Source organism: Nonomuraea zeae (genome assembly GCF_005889725.1).
Lineage (GTDB): Bacteria > Actinomycetota > Actinomycetes > Streptosporangiales > Streptosporangiaceae > Nonomuraea > Nonomuraea zeae.
Window position 1 is genome coordinate 54,216 of the sequence record NZ_VCKX01000031.1, and the last position, 15,753, is coordinate 69,968.

A 15,753-nucleotide genomic window follows, 5' to 3' on the forward strand; every position below is an offset into this window, starting at 1 on the left:
CCCGCCGGAGCCCCGCCGAATCCCGATACGACGAAATATCCCGGAAATCGGCCATTTACGAAAGCTGTGACTTCTGCCACTCTGGCTAGAACGTTGCCCTAGAACGGAATTCTAGATTTCCCTACTGAAAGGGTGGGCATGGTCGGGACGTTGGGTTCCCCGCGCACCGGCGCCATCGACGCGCGGGCTCGCGCGCCATTCGGCTGGGCGCCGCTGGTGGTCCTCTTCATCGTCGGACTCGTGGACCGGATCGAGTCCAATCTCCTGTCGGGGATGCTCCCGGCCATACAGAAGGAATGGGGCTTCAGCGACACCGCCGCCGGCTCGATCCCCACCGCGGCGGCCCTCGCCGCCGCGGTCGTGGCCCTGCCCGCCGGCTACCTGGCCGACCGGTTCAGCCGGACCAGGATCATCGCGGTCGTCGTCTTCCTCTGGGCGGTGGCCACCCTGGGCTCCGGCCTCGCCACCGGCTTCGCGATGTTCTACCTGATGCGGGTGCTGCTCGCCGCCGCCGAGAACATCGACAACCCGGCCGCAGGCAGCCTGCTCGCCGACTACTACCCGCCGGTCAGCCGGGCCAAGGCGTACGGGCTCACGCGCGTCACCACCTACCTCGGCGGGATCGGCACGATCCTCGGCGGCGTGCTGGCCGACGCGTTCTCGTGGCGCACGGCGTTCCTGGTCATGGTGATCCCCGGCGTGCTCACGGCCGTGCTCGTCTGGTTCCTGCGCGAGCCGCGCCGCGGCGAGCTGGACCGGCTGGTCGCCAACGCCGACGCCGACCCGCAGGCGACCGTGCCCACCCCAGAGCCCATCGTGCCGAAGGCGCCCTTCTGGCAGCAGTTCCGCCAGGTGCTGTCCATCCCCACGCTCGTCTTCGTCTGTGCCGGTCTGTCCTTCCTCACCCTCGGCCTGGCCGGCATCTTCTTCTGGCTGCCCACGCTCATGGTGCGCGGTTTCGAGGTCAGCACGGGCCGGGCCGCCCTGCTCAGCGGCCTGATCACCGTCGCGGGCACGCTGACCGGCACCCTGGTCGGCTCGTGGCTGGGCCGGAAGTGGCACGGCACCCGCCAGGGCGGCCGCCTGCTGGCGGGCGGCGGCGGCATCACGGCCGGCACGCTCGTCCTGGCGGGCGCGTTCGCCATGGACTCGATCGGCGCGTTCACGGCCCTGGTCCTGGTGGCCTGCTCGCTGATGTCGATCGCGATCCCCAACATGACGGCCTGCCTGGCCGACGTCGTCCCCGCCTCCGCCCGCGGGCTCGGCTTCGCCGTCCTGCAACTGCTCATCACGGCCGGCGCCGCCTTCGGGCCGCTCTTCGTCGGCATCGCATCCGACCAGTTCGGCTCGCTGCTGTCCGGCATGTACGTCCTGGTCATCCCCATGCTCGTCGGCGGCCTGCTCACGCTGGGCGCGCGGGCCTCGTTCGAGCGCGACGCGCGCAAGGTCCTGGAGGCCGCCAGACACTGACGCCTATGCTGATCGGATGGCCAGCGACCTGCCCATCTGCCGCACCTGCGGCGTCCAGTACGCCGAGCCCCGGCCCGACTGCCCGATCTGCGAGGACGAGCGCCAGTACGTCGGCTGGTCCGGCCAGCAGTGGACCAGCCTGGCCGGGCTGGCGGCGGAAGGCCATAAGGGGCGCGTGGAAGAGGAGGGCCCGGACGTCGTGGGCATCGGCACCGCCCCGCCCACGGCCATCGGCCAGCGCGCCCTCCTCATCCGCACACCGGCCGGCAACGTGCTCTGGGACATGGTCTCCTACCTCGACGACGACCTGTTCGCCCAGGTGAAGGAGCTGGGCGGGCTGACGGCCATCGCCATCAGCCACCCCCACTTCTACGGCTCCATGGTCGAGTGGGCGCACGCGTTCGACGCCCCGATCCACTTGCACGCCGCCGACCTCGACTGGGTGGCCAGGCCGGACGACGCGGTGGTGTTCTGGGAGGGCGACACCCATCGGATCGCCGAGGATCTCACGCTCGTCAACGCGGGCGTCCACTTCGCGGGTGGTCAGGTCCTGCACTGGTCCCGCGGCGAGGGCGCCCTGTTCTCGGGTGACATCCTCCAGGTCGTCCAGGACCGGCGCTGGATGAGTTTCATGTACAGCTACCCGAACTACATCCCCGAACGTCCGCAGGTGGTGCGGCGTGCCCTGGCATTGCTGGAGCCGTACGCGTTCGACCGGGTTTACGGCGGATGGTGGCAGCGCATCGTCCACACGGACGGCGCCGCGGCCGTCCGCCGGTCCGCCGATCGCTATCTGAAGTTCGTCAGCGAGGACTGAACGTCACGGCTGGGGCCTGCGCGGCTCCTGCCCCTGCTCGTGCTCCTGCTCGGGCCGCCGCTCAGTGCCCGCACCGGTGGCGGGGTCGGCTCCTCCGCCGTAACGGCGCTGCACCGCGTCCACACCCTTGCCGATCTGGTCGTCGTACTTGTGCCCGGTGCGTTCCTTCGCATACTGCTCGGCGCGGTCCAGGATCTGGTCGGCCTGCTTGGAGTGCCCTCTGGCCAGGTTCTCTGCCTTCTTCAGCCATTCGCCGATGCGGCTCATCACGGTTCCCCGTTCTTCAGACTACGGTCGCCCCCTACCCGTCGACACTCGGATGATGTGCCCACCCGGGATCGCGGGGGCGCCGGGTCAGGAGAAGACGGCCGACTTGAGCAGCAGGCGCTCGGAGGCCCGGCCGCCGTCGGGGCGCAGCGTGTAGTAGTCGCCCCGGCAGTCGAAGTCCGTGAAGACCGTGACCGTGGAGTCGGTGTCGTTGCGCGGCGTGTGGGCGCTGCCGCCGGTGGCGCGCAGCTCGGACAGGTTGACGCACTCCCCGCTCTCCGGGTTGACGAACCCGCCGATCCGCAGGTCGCCGCTCAGGTCGCGGTAGCGGTAGGTGAAGGTGCCCGTCGCGGCGTGGGCGGGGGCGCACAGCGACAGGGCCAGTGCCAGGGAGCCGGCGGCGAGTACGGCGGAACGAGCGCGCATGGCGGGAGATTCCCTTCCTCGGGATGGCGGTTCGGACAGGACTCCACCCTAAGGCCACCCTCCGTAGTTGCATAGCTACGCAGCGTGCGGGGCTCCGCCGTGAAGGGCGGAGCCCCGCACGGTCACTTCAGCGCGAACGCCCTGGTGATCGTCTGCTCGACCTTGTTGCCCGACGTGTCCCAGGCGGCCACCTTCAGGGACGCGTATCCGCCGTGCCCCTTGTGCTGGGCCTGGACCCGGTACGTCCCGTTGCCCCGCCGGTCCACCTCGGCCTCGACCCAGGTCGCGCCGTCGTCGTACGAGATCTGCGCCGTGGCTCCGGCGACCTTGACGGGCGCGGCCCCGGTCGGCGGCCGGACGCCGAACTCGAACGTGTGCCGGCCCCGGGAGGAGACGGCGTTGCGGAGATCGACGCCGAGGTCGTAGTCGATCGCGAGCAGCGGCAGCACCTCCCGCTCGCCGGTGTGCGCCGAGGAGAACGTCCAGGTCGTGGCCGTCTTCGTGGCCGTGCCCCACCAGGCGGCGCTCCGCTCGGCGCGCTGCTCCAGCCGGTAGGACGCGCGCTCGGCGGGGAAGGCGAACACCCTGTTGTACAGCTCGCCGCCGGAGTCGATCAGCTGATCCCCGCGGTAGAGCTCGTAGGCCGCCTGGTCCGCCTGGCCGTAGACGAAGCCGAAGTGGCCGGGGTCGGAGTCGCCGAACGCCGGCGTCATCATCCGCACCTCGTCCCCGGTGCGCTGGGCCGGTAGACCGTACTCGGAGTAGGCGCTGGACAGGTTGCGCGGCTGGCCGGGGCCGCCCGGCGCGAACCAGTGCTCGCCGGTCCGCTCGCCCACCCGGTAGGTGCGGTCACCGCTGATCAGCTCGGCCCCTTCGCCCGAGCGCTGGAACCTGGTGCGCACGACCAGGTCGCCGGGCGTCGTCCACTCCTCGCGCTCCATCGGCCCGGTGATCGGGGACGGCTTGATCATCATGCCGCCGACCGCGGGCCGGAAGCTGGCGCGCGTGCCGTAGCCGGCCTCGTCAGAGGTGCCGTGGTAGCTCGCGTCGATGCGTGCCATGGTCCGCGGCGAGACCTCGTACCGCAAGTCCCGCGGCACGCCGTCGTGCCAGCGCAGCACGTCGTACCAGTACGGGCTCACCGACGTGCCCTCCAGCCGCACCCGGCCGGCCTTGCGCAGCGCCGCCGCCTCGTCGAAGCCCGTGGTGAACGCGGGCGTGGCCAGCCCGCTCCCCCAGTACGACAGGGCGCCGGGCCGCTCGTTCATGGCCAGCACGACGACGGAGGCGCCGGCCGCGGCCGCGCTCTCGATGGCGGGGAACATGTCCGCCCCTGGCCGGTAGGTGAGCAGCGCCAGCCGGCCCGACAGGTCGGTGCCGGTGAAGTCCTCGCGGCTGCCACCGTCATAGACCCGCAGGTCGCGCCGCCCGTCGAACCTGGGTCCGTAGTCCATGTGGACCAGCCGCAGGTCCTTGCCGCCCGCCGTGGCGGTGGCGATCGGCTTGTACAGGTCCCAGTGGTGGTACACCTCGAACACGCCGGTCTCCGCCTTCGGCATGGGCGTGAGGTAGGCGCGTTCGGTGGCCGGGGTCAGCATCCACGACGAGTGCAGGCCGGGCCCGTCGCCGTAGCGGACGTGGCCGATGGTGACCTGCGAGTGGTCCACCCGCTTCGCGGTCTCCAGGCGGACCTGGGCGGCGCGGCGGGCGTCGATCGGGATCGTGGCCGGGCCGGTGATCCGCACGTCGGGGTCGCCCGCGAAGACGACCTCGGCGGAGTGCACGCTCTCCTGCCTGCGCTCGAACAGCGTGGCCATCATCGAGTAGCGGCCGGCGGGCAGGTCGGCGACGAGCTTGCCGTCCTCGGGCACCTCCAGGTCGTAGAACTCGCCGGTCTCCAGGTCGAGGACGTCCACGCCGGACTCCGCGCCGGGCGCGGCGCCGTCCCGGTAGGTGACCGGGATCTCGACGCGGTGCCTGGTCGCGCTGATGCTCTGCACGATCGCGACCGTCACCTCGACGTCCGGCGCGGTCGCGCGCAGGCGGCCGGTGTAGCGGCCGCGCGTGCCCTTCGCCGGGTCGACGGCCACGGTGACCTGCGCCTTGCCTCCCGCGGGAACGTCCACGCGGTTCGCCGGGAGGGTGAACATGCCCGCGGGGGCCGGCTCGCCGTTCCTGTCGCGTACGTCGAGCGCCAGGTCGAGGGCCACGGCCGTGTCACCGGCGTTGACGATCTCGACGGCCGAGGTGCCGGCCTCGCCGTCGGCCGCCACGGTGGGCCGGCTGATCGTGGCCGGGCTGGCGTACACCTGCTGGGCGACCGCCCGTCCCGCGTCCAGGCGTCCGGAGCCGATCGCGTCGAGGTCGCCGGCCACCGGCTTGACGGTGCTGATCAGGGCGGCCTTGAGCTGCTGCGCGTTCCAGTCAGGGTGACGCTGGGCGAGCAGCGCCGCCGCGCCGGACACGTGCGGGGTGGCCATGGAGGTGCCGTTCAGCGAGCTGTAGCGGTCGTCGATCGGGCTGCCGATCGAGGTGCCCGCGGCGCGGGCGGCCACGATGGCCACGCCCGGCGCGCTGATCTCCGGCTTGAGCGCGTCGTCGCCGAGCCGCGGACCGCGCGAGGAGAAGCCGGCGAGCTCGTCACGCTTGCTGACCGCGCCGACCGTGAGCGCGGCGTCGGCGGCGCCGGGCGAGGCGACGGTGCCCGCGTCCGGGCCCTCGTTGCCCGCCGCCACCACGAACAGCGCGCCGGACTGGCTGGACAACGTGTTCAGGGCCTGGCTCAGCGGGTCCTGGCCGTCGGACGGGTCGTCGGTGCCCAGGCTCATGCTGACGACGTCCACCTTCTGGGCCGCCGCCCACTCCATCCCGGCGACGATCCACGACAGGTAGCCGGCGCCCGTGTCGCCGAGTACCTTGCCGACGTATAAGTCCGCGCCGGGCGCGACGCCCTTGCGCCTGCCGGCGTCGGCGGCGCCGCTGCCCGCGACGGTGGCGGCGACATGGGTGCCGTGGCCGTTGTGGTCCACGGTGTCGGCGGCGTCGGAGAAGTTGGCGCTCTCGGTGATGCGGCCTTGCAGGTCGGGGTGGGTGGCGTCGGCGCCGGTGTCGAGCACGGCCACCTTCACGCCCTTGCCGTCGTAGCCCGCCTGCCAGGCGGATGGGGCGCCGATCTGGGGCACGCTGGTCTCGAGCGTGGCGCGTACGGGGCGGTCGAGCCAGACCTTCTCGTACGTCGCCGTCGCCGCCGTCTTGGTGGCCGCCGAGGTCAGCGCGGTCCAGAACGCGGCGGCCTGCGCAGGGGTGCGCTCGACGGCGGCGGCGTTCGCGCTGGCCAGCACGCGCGTCCTGCGAGCGCCCGCGGGCACCGGCTGCGCGGCGAGCGTGCGCCGGGCGGCCGGGCCGTAGCTGACGATCAGCGGCAGCGAGGCGCGGTGCGCGTCGTCGAGCCCGGCCTCGATGAGCGTGGTGACGTTGAAGAGCTCCTGGTCCAGCCGGTTCGCGGCCAGCAGCGGGCGGGCCGTCTCCGGGATCACGTACAGGTCGCCGCGCCGGTCGATGGTCTTGTACGCGGGCTGCGCGCGCCCGGGGTCCGGCCGGGGGCCGGCGACCTGGCGGCCGTCGGCGTAGGTCTGCACCTCTATGACGTCGCCGGTGACCAGCGTCAGCGTGTGGGTGACCGGCGGCGTAAGCGTGCTCGCCGGCCTGGCGGGCGGATCTCCCGCTGCAGCGCCCGCGGGTACGGCCTGCCCGAAGGCGAGTACGGCCGCGCCGGTGGTCGCTGCGACGACACGGAAAAGTGGTCGCATCCTTGGGGTTCCTCCCTTTGCTCCACGCGGTTGATCATCCACACCGCGCAGGACAAATTGTCAGGAACGGGGTATTTCACCCCAAGGGCTGTTACTGGCGGAGGGCCGCCATGGCATGTTTCCGCCACCCGCGAACCCGGGCTGAACGCGTCCCGGCCGGTCCGGGCGGCCTCCTACCATACGGCCATGACCACGCACGGATTCACGCTCACCGCCGAGGGCCCGTTCGACTTCGGCGCCGCGCTGCGCTTCGTCGAAGACTGGCCGGCCACCAGCACGCTGCCCTCTGACGGGAAGGCGCTGCGCTTCGCCTACTGCGCGGAGTCCGACTGGCTGCCGATCGGCGTGAGCGTGACGGGCGCGCCCGGCGGGGTCTCCGTGACCACCACGCGGGCCGCGGGGCCCGGGATCCGGGGCGAGGTGGCGCGGATCTTCTCGCTCGACGTCGACGGCGCCGGCTTCGCCGCGCTCGGCGAGGCCGACCCGGCGCTCGGCGACCTGCAGCGCCACAGCCCCGGGCTGCGGCCGGTGTGCTTCTGGAGCCCGTGGGAGGCGGCCTGCTGGGCGGTGATCGTGCAGCGGTCGTCGATGCTCATCGCGTCCCGGATCAAGCAGCGCATCGCGGAGCGCTACGGGGCGCGGGTCACCGTGGACGGAGAGGACTACGCGGCCTTCCCGCCGCCGGTCTCGCTGGTGGAGGCCGGCGGGCTCGGGCTGCCCGCACAGAAGGAGGAGTGGCTGCGCGGGCTGGCCAGGGCGGCGCTCGACGGCGTGCTCACCGCCGAGCACCTGCGCGCGCTCGATCCGGTGGAGGCCCTGGCCGAGCTGCGCAGCCTGCCCGGGGTGGGGCCCTTCTCCGCCGGGCTCATCCTGATCCGCGGCGCGGGGGCGCCGGACGCCTTCCCCGGCGACGAGCCGCGCCTGTTCGGCATCCTCCGCGAGGCGTACGGGCTGCCGGAGGACGCGCCGCCGGGGGCGTACCGGAAGCTGGCCGAGGCGTGGCGGCCCTACCGCTCGTGGGCCTCCTTCCTCTTCCGGGCCTCCGGCTACGGCATCGCCGACGACCGGAAGCCGGCCGACGACTGACCGGCGTGCATGCTGGCTGTAGCAGGCACACGTCTATGTCGTGCGATTAAGGGCAGTTCGAGGTCTTTCACGACTCTTGGGAGAAACCATGAGCGAGGCTGAGACTGTCGCCCGCCGGGCGGCGGATAGCCCGGCAATGGACAAGCTGGCGCGTGTCGGGTTGGTCTGTCGCGGGTTGCTCTACGGGCTGATCGGCGTGCTGGCGATCCAGATCGCCTTCGGCGGCGGCGGGCGCGAGGCTGACAAGAACGGCGCGATCGCCACGGTCGCGGCGCTGCCGTTCGGTGCCGTGATCCTCTGGATCATGGTCGTCGGGTTCGCCGCGCTGACCGTGTGGCAGGCGTGTGAGGCGATCTTCGGGTCCCCCCGGCTCAAGGATCGGGCCGAGTCCGGGAGCCGGGTCGTGGTCTACGCGTTCATCTGCGTCGCGCTGCTGACCATGCTGCTGGCCGGCAAGACCGCCTCCGACGACAAGCGGTCCCAGGACCTGACGGGCAAGCTGCTCGATCTTCCCGGCGGGCAGATCATCGTGGGCGCGGTGGGGCTCGGCATCGTGGCGCTCGGCGTCTACTGGATCCGCTACGGGATCAAGAAGGAGTTCCGCAAGCAGCTCAGGCCCATGCCGCAGCGAGCCCGCCAGGTGATGGACCGGCTCGGGCTGGCCGGCTACCTCGCCCGCGGAGTGATCGCCGCGCTGGCCGGGGTCTTCGTGATCCAGGCGGCCATCACCTTCGACCCCGACAAGGCCGGGGGCATCGACGCGACGCTCAGGGCGTTCGCCGACACTCCCGCGGGGCCCTGGCTGCTCGCCGTGGTGGCGCTCGGGCTGCTGCTGTTCGCCGGATACTGCATGGGCGAGGCCCGCTGGCGCCGCACCTGACCCGAACCCGCTGCCTCTCAGGCGGGCGTCCCTGCCGCTCAAGCGCGGCGGGGACGCCCGCCTTCGGCGTGCCTGTCCCCGGGCATGGTGTCCGGTACACCGAGATTGCCAACTGGTCCGACGGCACCGAGACCTCGCAGGCGTACGCCACGAAGGGCGTTCTGCAGTTCGGCAAGAAGAGCCTGGCCGCTTACGACATTGCCAGCACCGCCTCAACCCCACCGAGCCCGCCACGCTGTCGGCGCTGCTCAAGAAGGGCAGCACGAGCGGGAACACGGTCACCGGCACGATCACCTTCAAAGACCTGCGCAAGGCGTCCGCCTGGTTCTCCCGCTCCGACCTCCGTTCCTGGGCCTCGGACACAGCGGTCTCCTACAAGCTGACGCTCAACTCGGCCGGCCTGGTCAGCAGGCTGTGGAGCTCCTACACGGCCAAGGGCGTCTCGGAGGACTACGAAGACTTCGAGAACAGCACCGTCATCGTCGACACCCGCTACACCGGCTGGGGCGCCAAGGTGTCGGTCAAAACGCCCAACCCCAAGACCGTCACCGAGTGACGTTGTTCCGAGCGCCGCGACCGGCGCGGGCATAGACGGCGCCGGCGGGCAGCACGGTCGCACCAGAGCGTGCCGGTGCTCGCCGGTAGGGCCCGTCAGCACCGTCTCGCCGTCCAGCGGCGTCAACGCGTGGGCGGCTGTCTCGCTGTTCATGCAGAACGCGCACCTGCCCCGGTCCTTCGCCTGCCCTCACCGGCTCGCCTCACTTCTTGCCGGAGACCGCCGCCGCGACGCATCGGCTACGCCGGCACGCCCGTACAGGGCAATGGGGCACGCCCGGACTTGAGCGTGCCCCCATGAAGCCGGGCCTCAGGCCCGGTTGGGCGTCAGGCCCGCTGGACGAGCTTCGGCGCCTGCGCCTGGCGCCGCTGCTCACGCCGGTACAGGATCGCCCGGGCGGCCATCACCACGCAGCCGACCCCCAGCAGCAGGCCCCACAGGACGTCGCTGAGGAAGTGCATGCCGCGATACAGCCGGGAGAATGCGACGGCGAGCGGCGCCGCGATCCCGAGCACCCAGATCACCACCTGGAGCGCCCGGTTGCGTACGTGCGTGGTCAGGACCAGCGCCAGCCCGCAGTAGAACGCGACGGCGGCGCTCACGTGCCCCGACGGGAAGCTGGAGGTCGGCGGGGCGGGGTCGAGATGCTGCACCGGCGGGCGGTGCCGGCCGACCTGCATGGTGACGGCCAGGAAGATCAGCGACTGGCTCCAGACCGCCGCGATCATGAAGATCGACTCGCGCCAGCGCTTGTACACGAGCCGGCAGGCGATCACGACCACCGCGGTCAGCGCCACGATGTAGGGGGTGTCCGACAGGCTGCTGCCGAAGTCGGTGTAGGTGTTCCACAGCGACGTCCGGTCGGCGGCCAGGTCCCGGCTCACGGTGGCCTCACTGGTAGGCCAGTCGAGGATCAGCAGGCCCACGCCATAGGTCACGGCCGCCATCAGGAGCATCGGCACTAAGATCGTCAACGCGTAGTACTTCGCGTGTTCAGTTTTACTCACGGCTCACCTTCACCGACTCGGGTTCCATTCCTTCTGCCAGCGGCGAGGCGGGCCTGCGGCCCTGATCCCGCCGCCAGGTCTCGAATCCCGCCGCGGTCGCGGCGATCACCGCCACGCCCAGGACGATCCCGGCCGCCACGTCGCTCACCCAGTGCACGCCGAGCGCGATCCTGGTGTAGCCGACCGACAGCACCAGGAACGCCGCGAGCGCCCACGCCACCCGGCGCCCCCATCGGGGCAGCCTCGGGAGCAGGAGCAGCACGAGCACGCCCGCGCCGAGGGTCACATTGACCGTGTGGCCCGACGGGAACGAGTCGCCCGGCGCGAGCGCGACGGGGTCGGGCAGGTGCGGCCGCGCACGGGCGACGATGACCTTGAGCGCGAGGCCCAGCAGCCCGCCCACGGTCACGGTGGTGACCGCCCAGATGGCCAGCCGGGGCGCGCCCCGGCGCAGCAGCCAGACGGCGTACGCGATGACCGCGACGCGCCAGGGCCACGGCCCGAACAGGTCCGTCCACACGATGAGCAGCCTGGTCACACCGGGGTGGGCCAGCGCGTACTCGTGCAGCTCCGCCGCGACCTCCGCGTCCAGCTCGTTGACCGGCATCTTCGCCACGACGAGCAGCACGCTGAACGGGATCATGATGAGCGCCACCGCGACGCTGGCGACCGTCAGACGCAGCCCCAGGCTGCGGTCACGGTCAGCACGGGGTCTCAGCAGTCGCCGCCTCACAGTTCCGGCCCTCCTTGATGCGCGGTTGCGCTCGGCTACCCCGTCAGGCCGCGATGATTCCTGTCTGAAAGCCGGGCCCGGGGGTAGTCCGGACGGCATGTCCCCCACCGTGGCGGTTGTCGCGCACCGTAAGAAGACCCTCGGCGCAGGCCTGGACAGGCTGCGCGTGCTGATCACCGAGCAGGACGTCGGCGACTTGCTCTGGTACGAGGTGCCGAAGAGCAAGAAGGCCTGCAAGAAGGTCCGGGAGGCGCTGAAGGAGGGCGCCGACCTGGTGTTCGTCTGGGGCGGTGACGGCATGGTGCAACGCTGCGCCGACGTGCTGGCCGGCACGGGCGTGCCGATGGCCATCCTGCCCGCCGGCACCGCGAACCTGTTCGCCAACAACCTGGGCATCCCCATCGACCTTGAGGAGGCCGTACGCATCGGCTTCCTCGGCCGGCGCGAGAAGCTGGACCTGGGGGTGCTGAACGGCGAGCACTTCGCGGTGATGGCGGGAGCCGGGTTCGAGGCCGACATGATCGCCGACGCCGACGGGAAGGCGAAGAAGCGGCTCGGCAAGCTGAGCTACGTCAAGGCGGCCGTCCGGCACGTCGGCGGGCCGCTGGTGCCGATGAAGATCAAGGTCGACGGTACGACCTGGTTCGAGGGTGACGCGAGCTGCCTGCTGCTGGGGAACGTGAGCACGATCGCCGGCGGCATCGAGGCGTTCGACGGCGCCCGCCCGGACGACGGCTGGCTGGAGGTCGGCGTCTCGACCGCCAAGGGCCCCGTCCAGTGGGCGAGGGTCATGGGCCGGATGACCGCCGGGCGGTCGGAGGACTCCCCGTTCGTCCGGATCACCCGGGCCAGGAAGGTGTCCGCCCGGTTCGGGACGCCGCTGACGTACGAGCTGGACGGCGGCGAGCGCACGGCCACCACCCGTTTGAAGGCGGCGGCCGTGCCCGGCGCGCTCACGCTCTGCCTCCCGCTCGACGACCAGCCCTGGGCCGAGAGCGCGGAGAAGGACCGGTCCTGAGCCGGGAGTTCAGGGAAGGTTCTCCCCCTGAGCCGGGGGTTCAGGGAAGCAGCAGGGTCTTGCCTGGGACGGCGCGGGCCTCCATTGCCGCGTGCGCGTCGGCCGCCTGCTCCAGCGGGAACGTGCGGCCGATGACCGGCCTGATCCGGCCCGCCGCCGCCGCGGCCAGCGCCGTCTCGGTCCGGCCGCGCGGATCGGCGCCCAGCCCGGCGAGCTGCTCCAGCCCGAGGACCGTGACGCCGCGGCGCGCGGCCTCCTCGGGCTCGATCGTGGTGGCCCGGCCGCTGGAGGCGCCGTGCACCGAGAAGCGCCCACCGCGCGCCGTCACCTCGAACGCCTCCCGGCCGATCCGCCCGCCGACCCCGTCGAAGACCACGTCGGGCCCGGTGCCGCCGGTCGCCTCCCACACCTGCTTCCCCCAGCCGGGCCGCCCGTAGTCGACGGCCGCCTCGGCACCGAGGCCGCGGGCCACGGCCAGCTTGTCCGCACTCCCGGCCGCGGCCACCACCCGTGCCCCGGCCGCGAGGGCGAGCTGCACCAGCAGGCTGCCCAGACCGCCGGCCGCCGCCTCGACGAGCACCCAGTCCCCGGCCCGCACGCCGGCGTTCGCGATCAGGCCGACCGCCGTGCTGCCGTCGTTCAGCAGCGCGGCGGCCTCCTGGAGGCCCAGGCCGTCCGGCACCTCGATGAGGTCGGCCGCCGCCGCGACGGCCAGCTCGGCGTTGCCGCCGCCGTGTCCCGCCGTACGGGTGACCACGCGCCGGTCCTGCCAGGAGGCGTCCACGCCCGCGCCGAGCCGGGCCACCCGCCCGGCCACCCCGCCGCCCGGGACGTAGGGGGTCTCCGGCAGCGGCGGCCCCGGCGTGATGCCCCGCCGGAGCTGCGTCTCGACAAAGTTGATCTCCGCCGCCTCCACCCGGACGACGACCTGTCCCGGCCCCGCCACCGGCTCCGGCGCCTGCCCTGCCTCGATCACCTCGGGCCCGCCGAACCAGGTCACCCTCACCACTCGCATGCCGACCACTCCCTGGGATCCAGCGCGTCAATGTCCGCTGCCAGCCTGCAACCTCGACTTGACTTGAGGTCAACTCGGCGTCCGTGCGGGAGCCCGGGCGGGGTGTGTCCGAACCGCAGGATATGAAGCGATCGTGCAGGGCAGAGGAGGTCTACCCCCGCCTAAGGAGCCCTCCGTGCATGAGACCCGCAGCGATGTCGCGGCTGCCACCACCAGCGATCCCCATGACCGCCGGGACGACTCCCACGACCGCGCGGACGACGAGTCCCAGCGCCATCGAGAGGATCCGGGCGATTCCCGGGGCCGGAAGGACGGCGTCGGCCTGCCGTTCGGAAGGCCCGGCCGTCCCATTTCCGGCACCCCCTTCACCTTCGGCTTCACCGCCGCCCTGGGCGTGCTGAGCGCCTGGCTGCTGGTCCAGGCGCTGACCGCGACCGGCTCCGTGCTGATCGTGATCTCGATGGCGTTGTTCCTGGCGGTCGGGCTGAACCCCGTCGTGGAGTGGCTCCAGCAGCGGGGAGTGGCCCGCCGGCTGGCGATCGCCGCGGTGTTCCTGCTGGTCATCGCGTGCTTCACCGGCTTCGCCTTCGCGATCGTGCCGGCCCTGTCGGACCAGGCCGGCCAGTTCGTCAAGCAGTTGCCGTCGTACGTCGCCCAGCTGCAGAACAACCCCCAGGTACGCGAGCTCGACCAGCGCTACGGCCTGCTGGAGCGAGGGGCGCAGTACCTGACCAGCGGCCAGCTCGGCCAGCAGCTCTTCGGCGGCATCCTGGGCGTGGCGAGCATCGTCATCAGCGCCGTCTTCACCACCCTCACGCTGCTGATCCTGACTCTGTACTTCCTCGCCGCCCTGCCCTCCATCACGCGTACGGGCTACCGGCTGGTCCCCAAGAGCCGGCGGCCTCGCGTGCAGATGCTCGGTGACGAGATCCTGCGCCGCGTCGGCGGATATGTGGCCGGCAACCTGCTCATCTCGCTGATCGCCGGGGTGACCACGTTCATCTTCCTGTCGATCGCCGGGGTGCCGTACGCGCTGCCGCTGTCCATCATCGTCGCCATCACCGACCTGATCCCGCTGATCGGCGCCGGCATCGGCGCGGCCATCGCCACGCTCAGCGCGCTGTTCGTCTCCCTGCCGGTCACGATCGCCACGCTCGTCTTCTTCATCGTCTACCAGCAGGTCGAGAACTACTGGATCGCGCCCAAGGTGATGAAGTCCTCGGTGGACGTGCCCGCCGCCACGACCATCGTCGCCGCCCTGATCGGCGGCACCCTGCTGGGCGTGGTGGGCGCGCTGCTGGCCATCCCGGCCGCCGCCGCGCTCCAGCTCATCGTGGCCGAGGTGGTGCTGCCCCGCCAGGAGCGGCACTGAGCGGCCCCCGGCCGCTCGCCGGCGGCACCGAGCGGACCCGGCCGTTCGCCTGCGGCGCTTCCCGGGCAGGATCGGGGGACCGCCCTTTTTCGAGGAGCTTTCCATGCGGATCGACCGGCTCGACCATCTTGTCCTGACCGTGGCCGACGTCGAGGCCACCGTCCGCTTCTACACGACCGTGCTCGGGATGACGGAGGTGACGTTCGGCCCGGACCGGCGGGGGCTGGCGTTCGGGCGCAGCAAGATCAATCTGCACCAGGCCGGCCACGAGTTCGAGCCGAAGGCCGCGCGGCCGGTGGTGGGCAGCGCGGACCTGTGCCTGGTCGTCGAGGATCCGCTGGACGACGTCATGACCGAGCTGGCCGGTCACGGCACCGAGATCGAGGAGGGTCCCGTGGAGCGTACGGGCGCCGAAGGGCCCATTCGCAGCGTCTACCTGCGCGACCCCGACGGCAACCTCATCGAGCTCAGTAACTATCCGAAGGTGTGAGCGGCAGGGCGTCGACGTCCACCAGCAGGTCGGCGCGGTCGCGGGTGGCGCGGATGGCGACGGCGTTGGGCTCGTCCACCTCGGCCACCCAGCGGACGGCCTCGGCCGGGGCCTTGCCGAACTGGACGTGGCGTTTGACGAGGCGGTCCAGGCGGACGCGGTCGTCGAGGTCGGCGTACCAGACCTCGGTCATGGCCGCCCGCACCTGCCGCCACGGCTCGGCGGCGGCGAGGAGGTAGTTGCCCTCGCTGACGACAACCCGCGCGTCCGGCGGGATCGGGATGGCGCCGGCGATCGGCTGCTCGATCTCGCGGTCGAAAGAGGGCGCGTAGACCACGTTGCCGGTCTCGGCGCGGGCCCGGCGCAGCAGTGCCAGGTAGCCGTGGGCGTCGAAGGTGTCGATGGCGCCCTTGCGCCCCCGCCGCCCGAGCCGTTCGAGCTCGACGTCGGCCAGGTGGAAGCCGTCCATCGGCACCCACACCGCCGGCAGCCCGGCCGCGGTGAGGTGGCCGGCCAGCCAGCCGGCCAGGGTGGACTTGCCCGCGCCCGGGCACCCGGCGATGCCCACCACGACCCGCTCGCCGGCCGCGGCGAGCCCGCGCACGCGCGCGACCAGCTGCTCTCCCGTCACCGCGCACCCCCGCCGGCGGGCACGACCGGCAGGCGGCCCCGGACATGACCGAGGTGACGGCCAAAGAGGCCACGGGAGTCACGGGTGTGGGCGAGGCGACGGCCGAGGAGGTCTCGGGCGTGGCCGGAGTGCAGGCCACGGGCGTCTCGGGCGTGGCCGGGGTGCAGGCCGTGGGG

The 15,753-nt window shown here is 72.1% G+C and carries 14 protein-coding genes; 7 read left to right on the forward strand and 7 right to left on the reverse strand.

Annotated features, from left to right (window positions below; genetic code table 11):
- Positions 1–150: 150 nt before the first annotated feature.
- The gene (locus ETD85_RS13215; protein WP_240779126.1) at positions 151–1,470 is read left to right on the forward strand and encodes an MFS transporter; all 1,320 of its coding nucleotides are present in this window, start codon (positions 151–153) and stop codon (positions 1,468–1,470) included.
- A 16-nt stretch (positions 1,471–1,486) separates the two neighbouring features.
- On the forward strand, positions 1,487–2,287 hold the full coding sequence (locus ETD85_RS13220; RefSeq protein ID WP_138689963.1) for an MBL fold metallo-hydrolase: 801 nt from the start codon (positions 1,487–1,489) through the stop codon (positions 2,285–2,287).
- 3 nt (positions 2,288–2,290) lie between these two features.
- Here ETD85_RS13220 and ETD85_RS13225 read toward each other — a convergent pair whose 3' ends face one another.
- From ETD85_RS13225 to ETD85_RS13235, 3 genes are all read right to left on the reverse strand, one after another.
- Positions 2,291–2,554 (reverse strand): antitoxin, encoded by a 264-nt coding sequence (locus ETD85_RS13225; protein ID WP_206058280.1) that lies wholly within the window; start codon positions 2,552–2,554, stop codon positions 2,291–2,293.
- 87 nt (positions 2,555–2,641) lie between these two features.
- Positions 2,642–2,980 (reverse strand): hypothetical protein, encoded by a 339-nt coding sequence (locus ETD85_RS13230; RefSeq protein ID WP_138689964.1) that lies wholly within the window; start codon positions 2,978–2,980, stop codon positions 2,642–2,644.
- 122 nt (positions 2,981–3,102) lie between these two features.
- Positions 3,103–6,789 carry a S8 family peptidase gene (locus tag ETD85_RS13235; protein WP_138689965.1) on the reverse strand — a complete coding sequence of 1,229 codons (3,687 nt, stop codon included), beginning with the start codon at positions 6,787–6,789 and terminating at the stop codon, positions 3,103–3,105.
- Between the two features lie 186 nt (positions 6,790–6,975).
- Here ETD85_RS13235 and ETD85_RS13240 point away from each other — a divergent pair, with 186 nt between their 5' ends.
- Together ETD85_RS13240 and ETD85_RS13245 are read left to right on the forward strand one after the other, a co-directional pair.
- The gene (locus tag ETD85_RS13240; RefSeq protein ID WP_138689966.1) at positions 6,976–7,875 is read left to right on the forward strand and encodes a DNA-3-methyladenine glycosylase family protein; all 900 of its coding nucleotides are present in this window, start codon (positions 6,976–6,978) and stop codon (positions 7,873–7,875) included.
- 88 nt (positions 7,876–7,963) lie between these two features.
- Complete coding sequence (locus ETD85_RS13245) at positions 7,964–8,755, forward strand: DUF1206 domain-containing protein (protein WP_138689967.1); 792 nt, start codon at positions 7,964–7,966, stop codon at positions 8,753–8,755.
- 882 nt (positions 8,756–9,637) lie between these two features.
- On the opposite strand, the gene ETD85_RS13250 is transcribed toward ETD85_RS13245, so the two are convergent.
- Positions 9,638–10,318 carry a phosphatase PAP2 family protein gene (locus ETD85_RS13250; RefSeq protein ID WP_138689968.1) on the reverse strand — a complete coding sequence of 227 codons (681 nt, stop codon included), beginning with the start codon at positions 10,316–10,318 and terminating at the stop codon, positions 9,638–9,640.
- Positions 10,311–11,051, reverse strand: a complete 741-nt coding sequence (locus ETD85_RS13255) for a phosphatase PAP2 family protein (protein WP_240779127.1) — start codon at positions 11,049–11,051, stop codon at positions 10,311–10,313. The genes ETD85_RS13250 and ETD85_RS13255 overlap by 8 nt, the downstream gene beginning before the upstream one ends.
- A gap of 97 nt (positions 11,052–11,148) precedes the next feature.
- Between ETD85_RS13255 and ETD85_RS13260 the strand changes: the two genes are divergently transcribed.
- Positions 11,149–12,069 (forward strand): diacylglycerol/lipid kinase family protein, encoded by a 921-nt coding sequence (locus ETD85_RS13260; RefSeq protein ID WP_138689970.1) that lies wholly within the window; start codon positions 11,149–11,151, stop codon positions 12,067–12,069.
- 40 nt (positions 12,070–12,109) lie between these two features.
- Here the strand turns inward: ETD85_RS13260 and ETD85_RS13265 are convergent, their stop codons facing one another.
- Positions 12,110–13,084 carry a zinc-binding dehydrogenase gene (locus ETD85_RS13265; protein ID WP_138689971.1) on the reverse strand — a complete coding sequence of 325 codons (975 nt, stop codon included), beginning with the start codon at positions 13,082–13,084 and terminating at the stop codon, positions 12,110–12,112.
- A gap of 175 nt (positions 13,085–13,259) precedes the next feature.
- Between ETD85_RS13265 and ETD85_RS13270 the strand changes: the two genes are divergently transcribed.
- Positions 13,260–14,456, forward strand: a complete 1,197-nt coding sequence (locus ETD85_RS13270; protein ID WP_240779128.1) for an AI-2E family transporter — start codon at positions 13,260–13,262, stop codon at positions 14,454–14,456.
- Between the two features lie 103 nt (positions 14,457–14,559).
- Positions 14,560–14,946 (forward strand): VOC family protein, encoded by a 387-nt coding sequence (locus tag ETD85_RS13275; RefSeq protein ID WP_138689973.1) that lies wholly within the window; start codon positions 14,560–14,562, stop codon positions 14,944–14,946.
- Here ETD85_RS13275 and ETD85_RS13280 read toward each other — a convergent pair.
- Positions 14,924–15,577 carry a nucleoside/nucleotide kinase family protein gene (locus ETD85_RS13280; protein ID WP_138689974.1) on the reverse strand — a complete coding sequence of 218 codons (654 nt, stop codon included), beginning with the start codon at positions 15,575–15,577 and terminating at the stop codon, positions 14,924–14,926. The genes ETD85_RS13275 and ETD85_RS13280 overlap by 23 nt on opposite strands.
- Positions 15,578–15,753 lie beyond the last annotated feature (176 nt).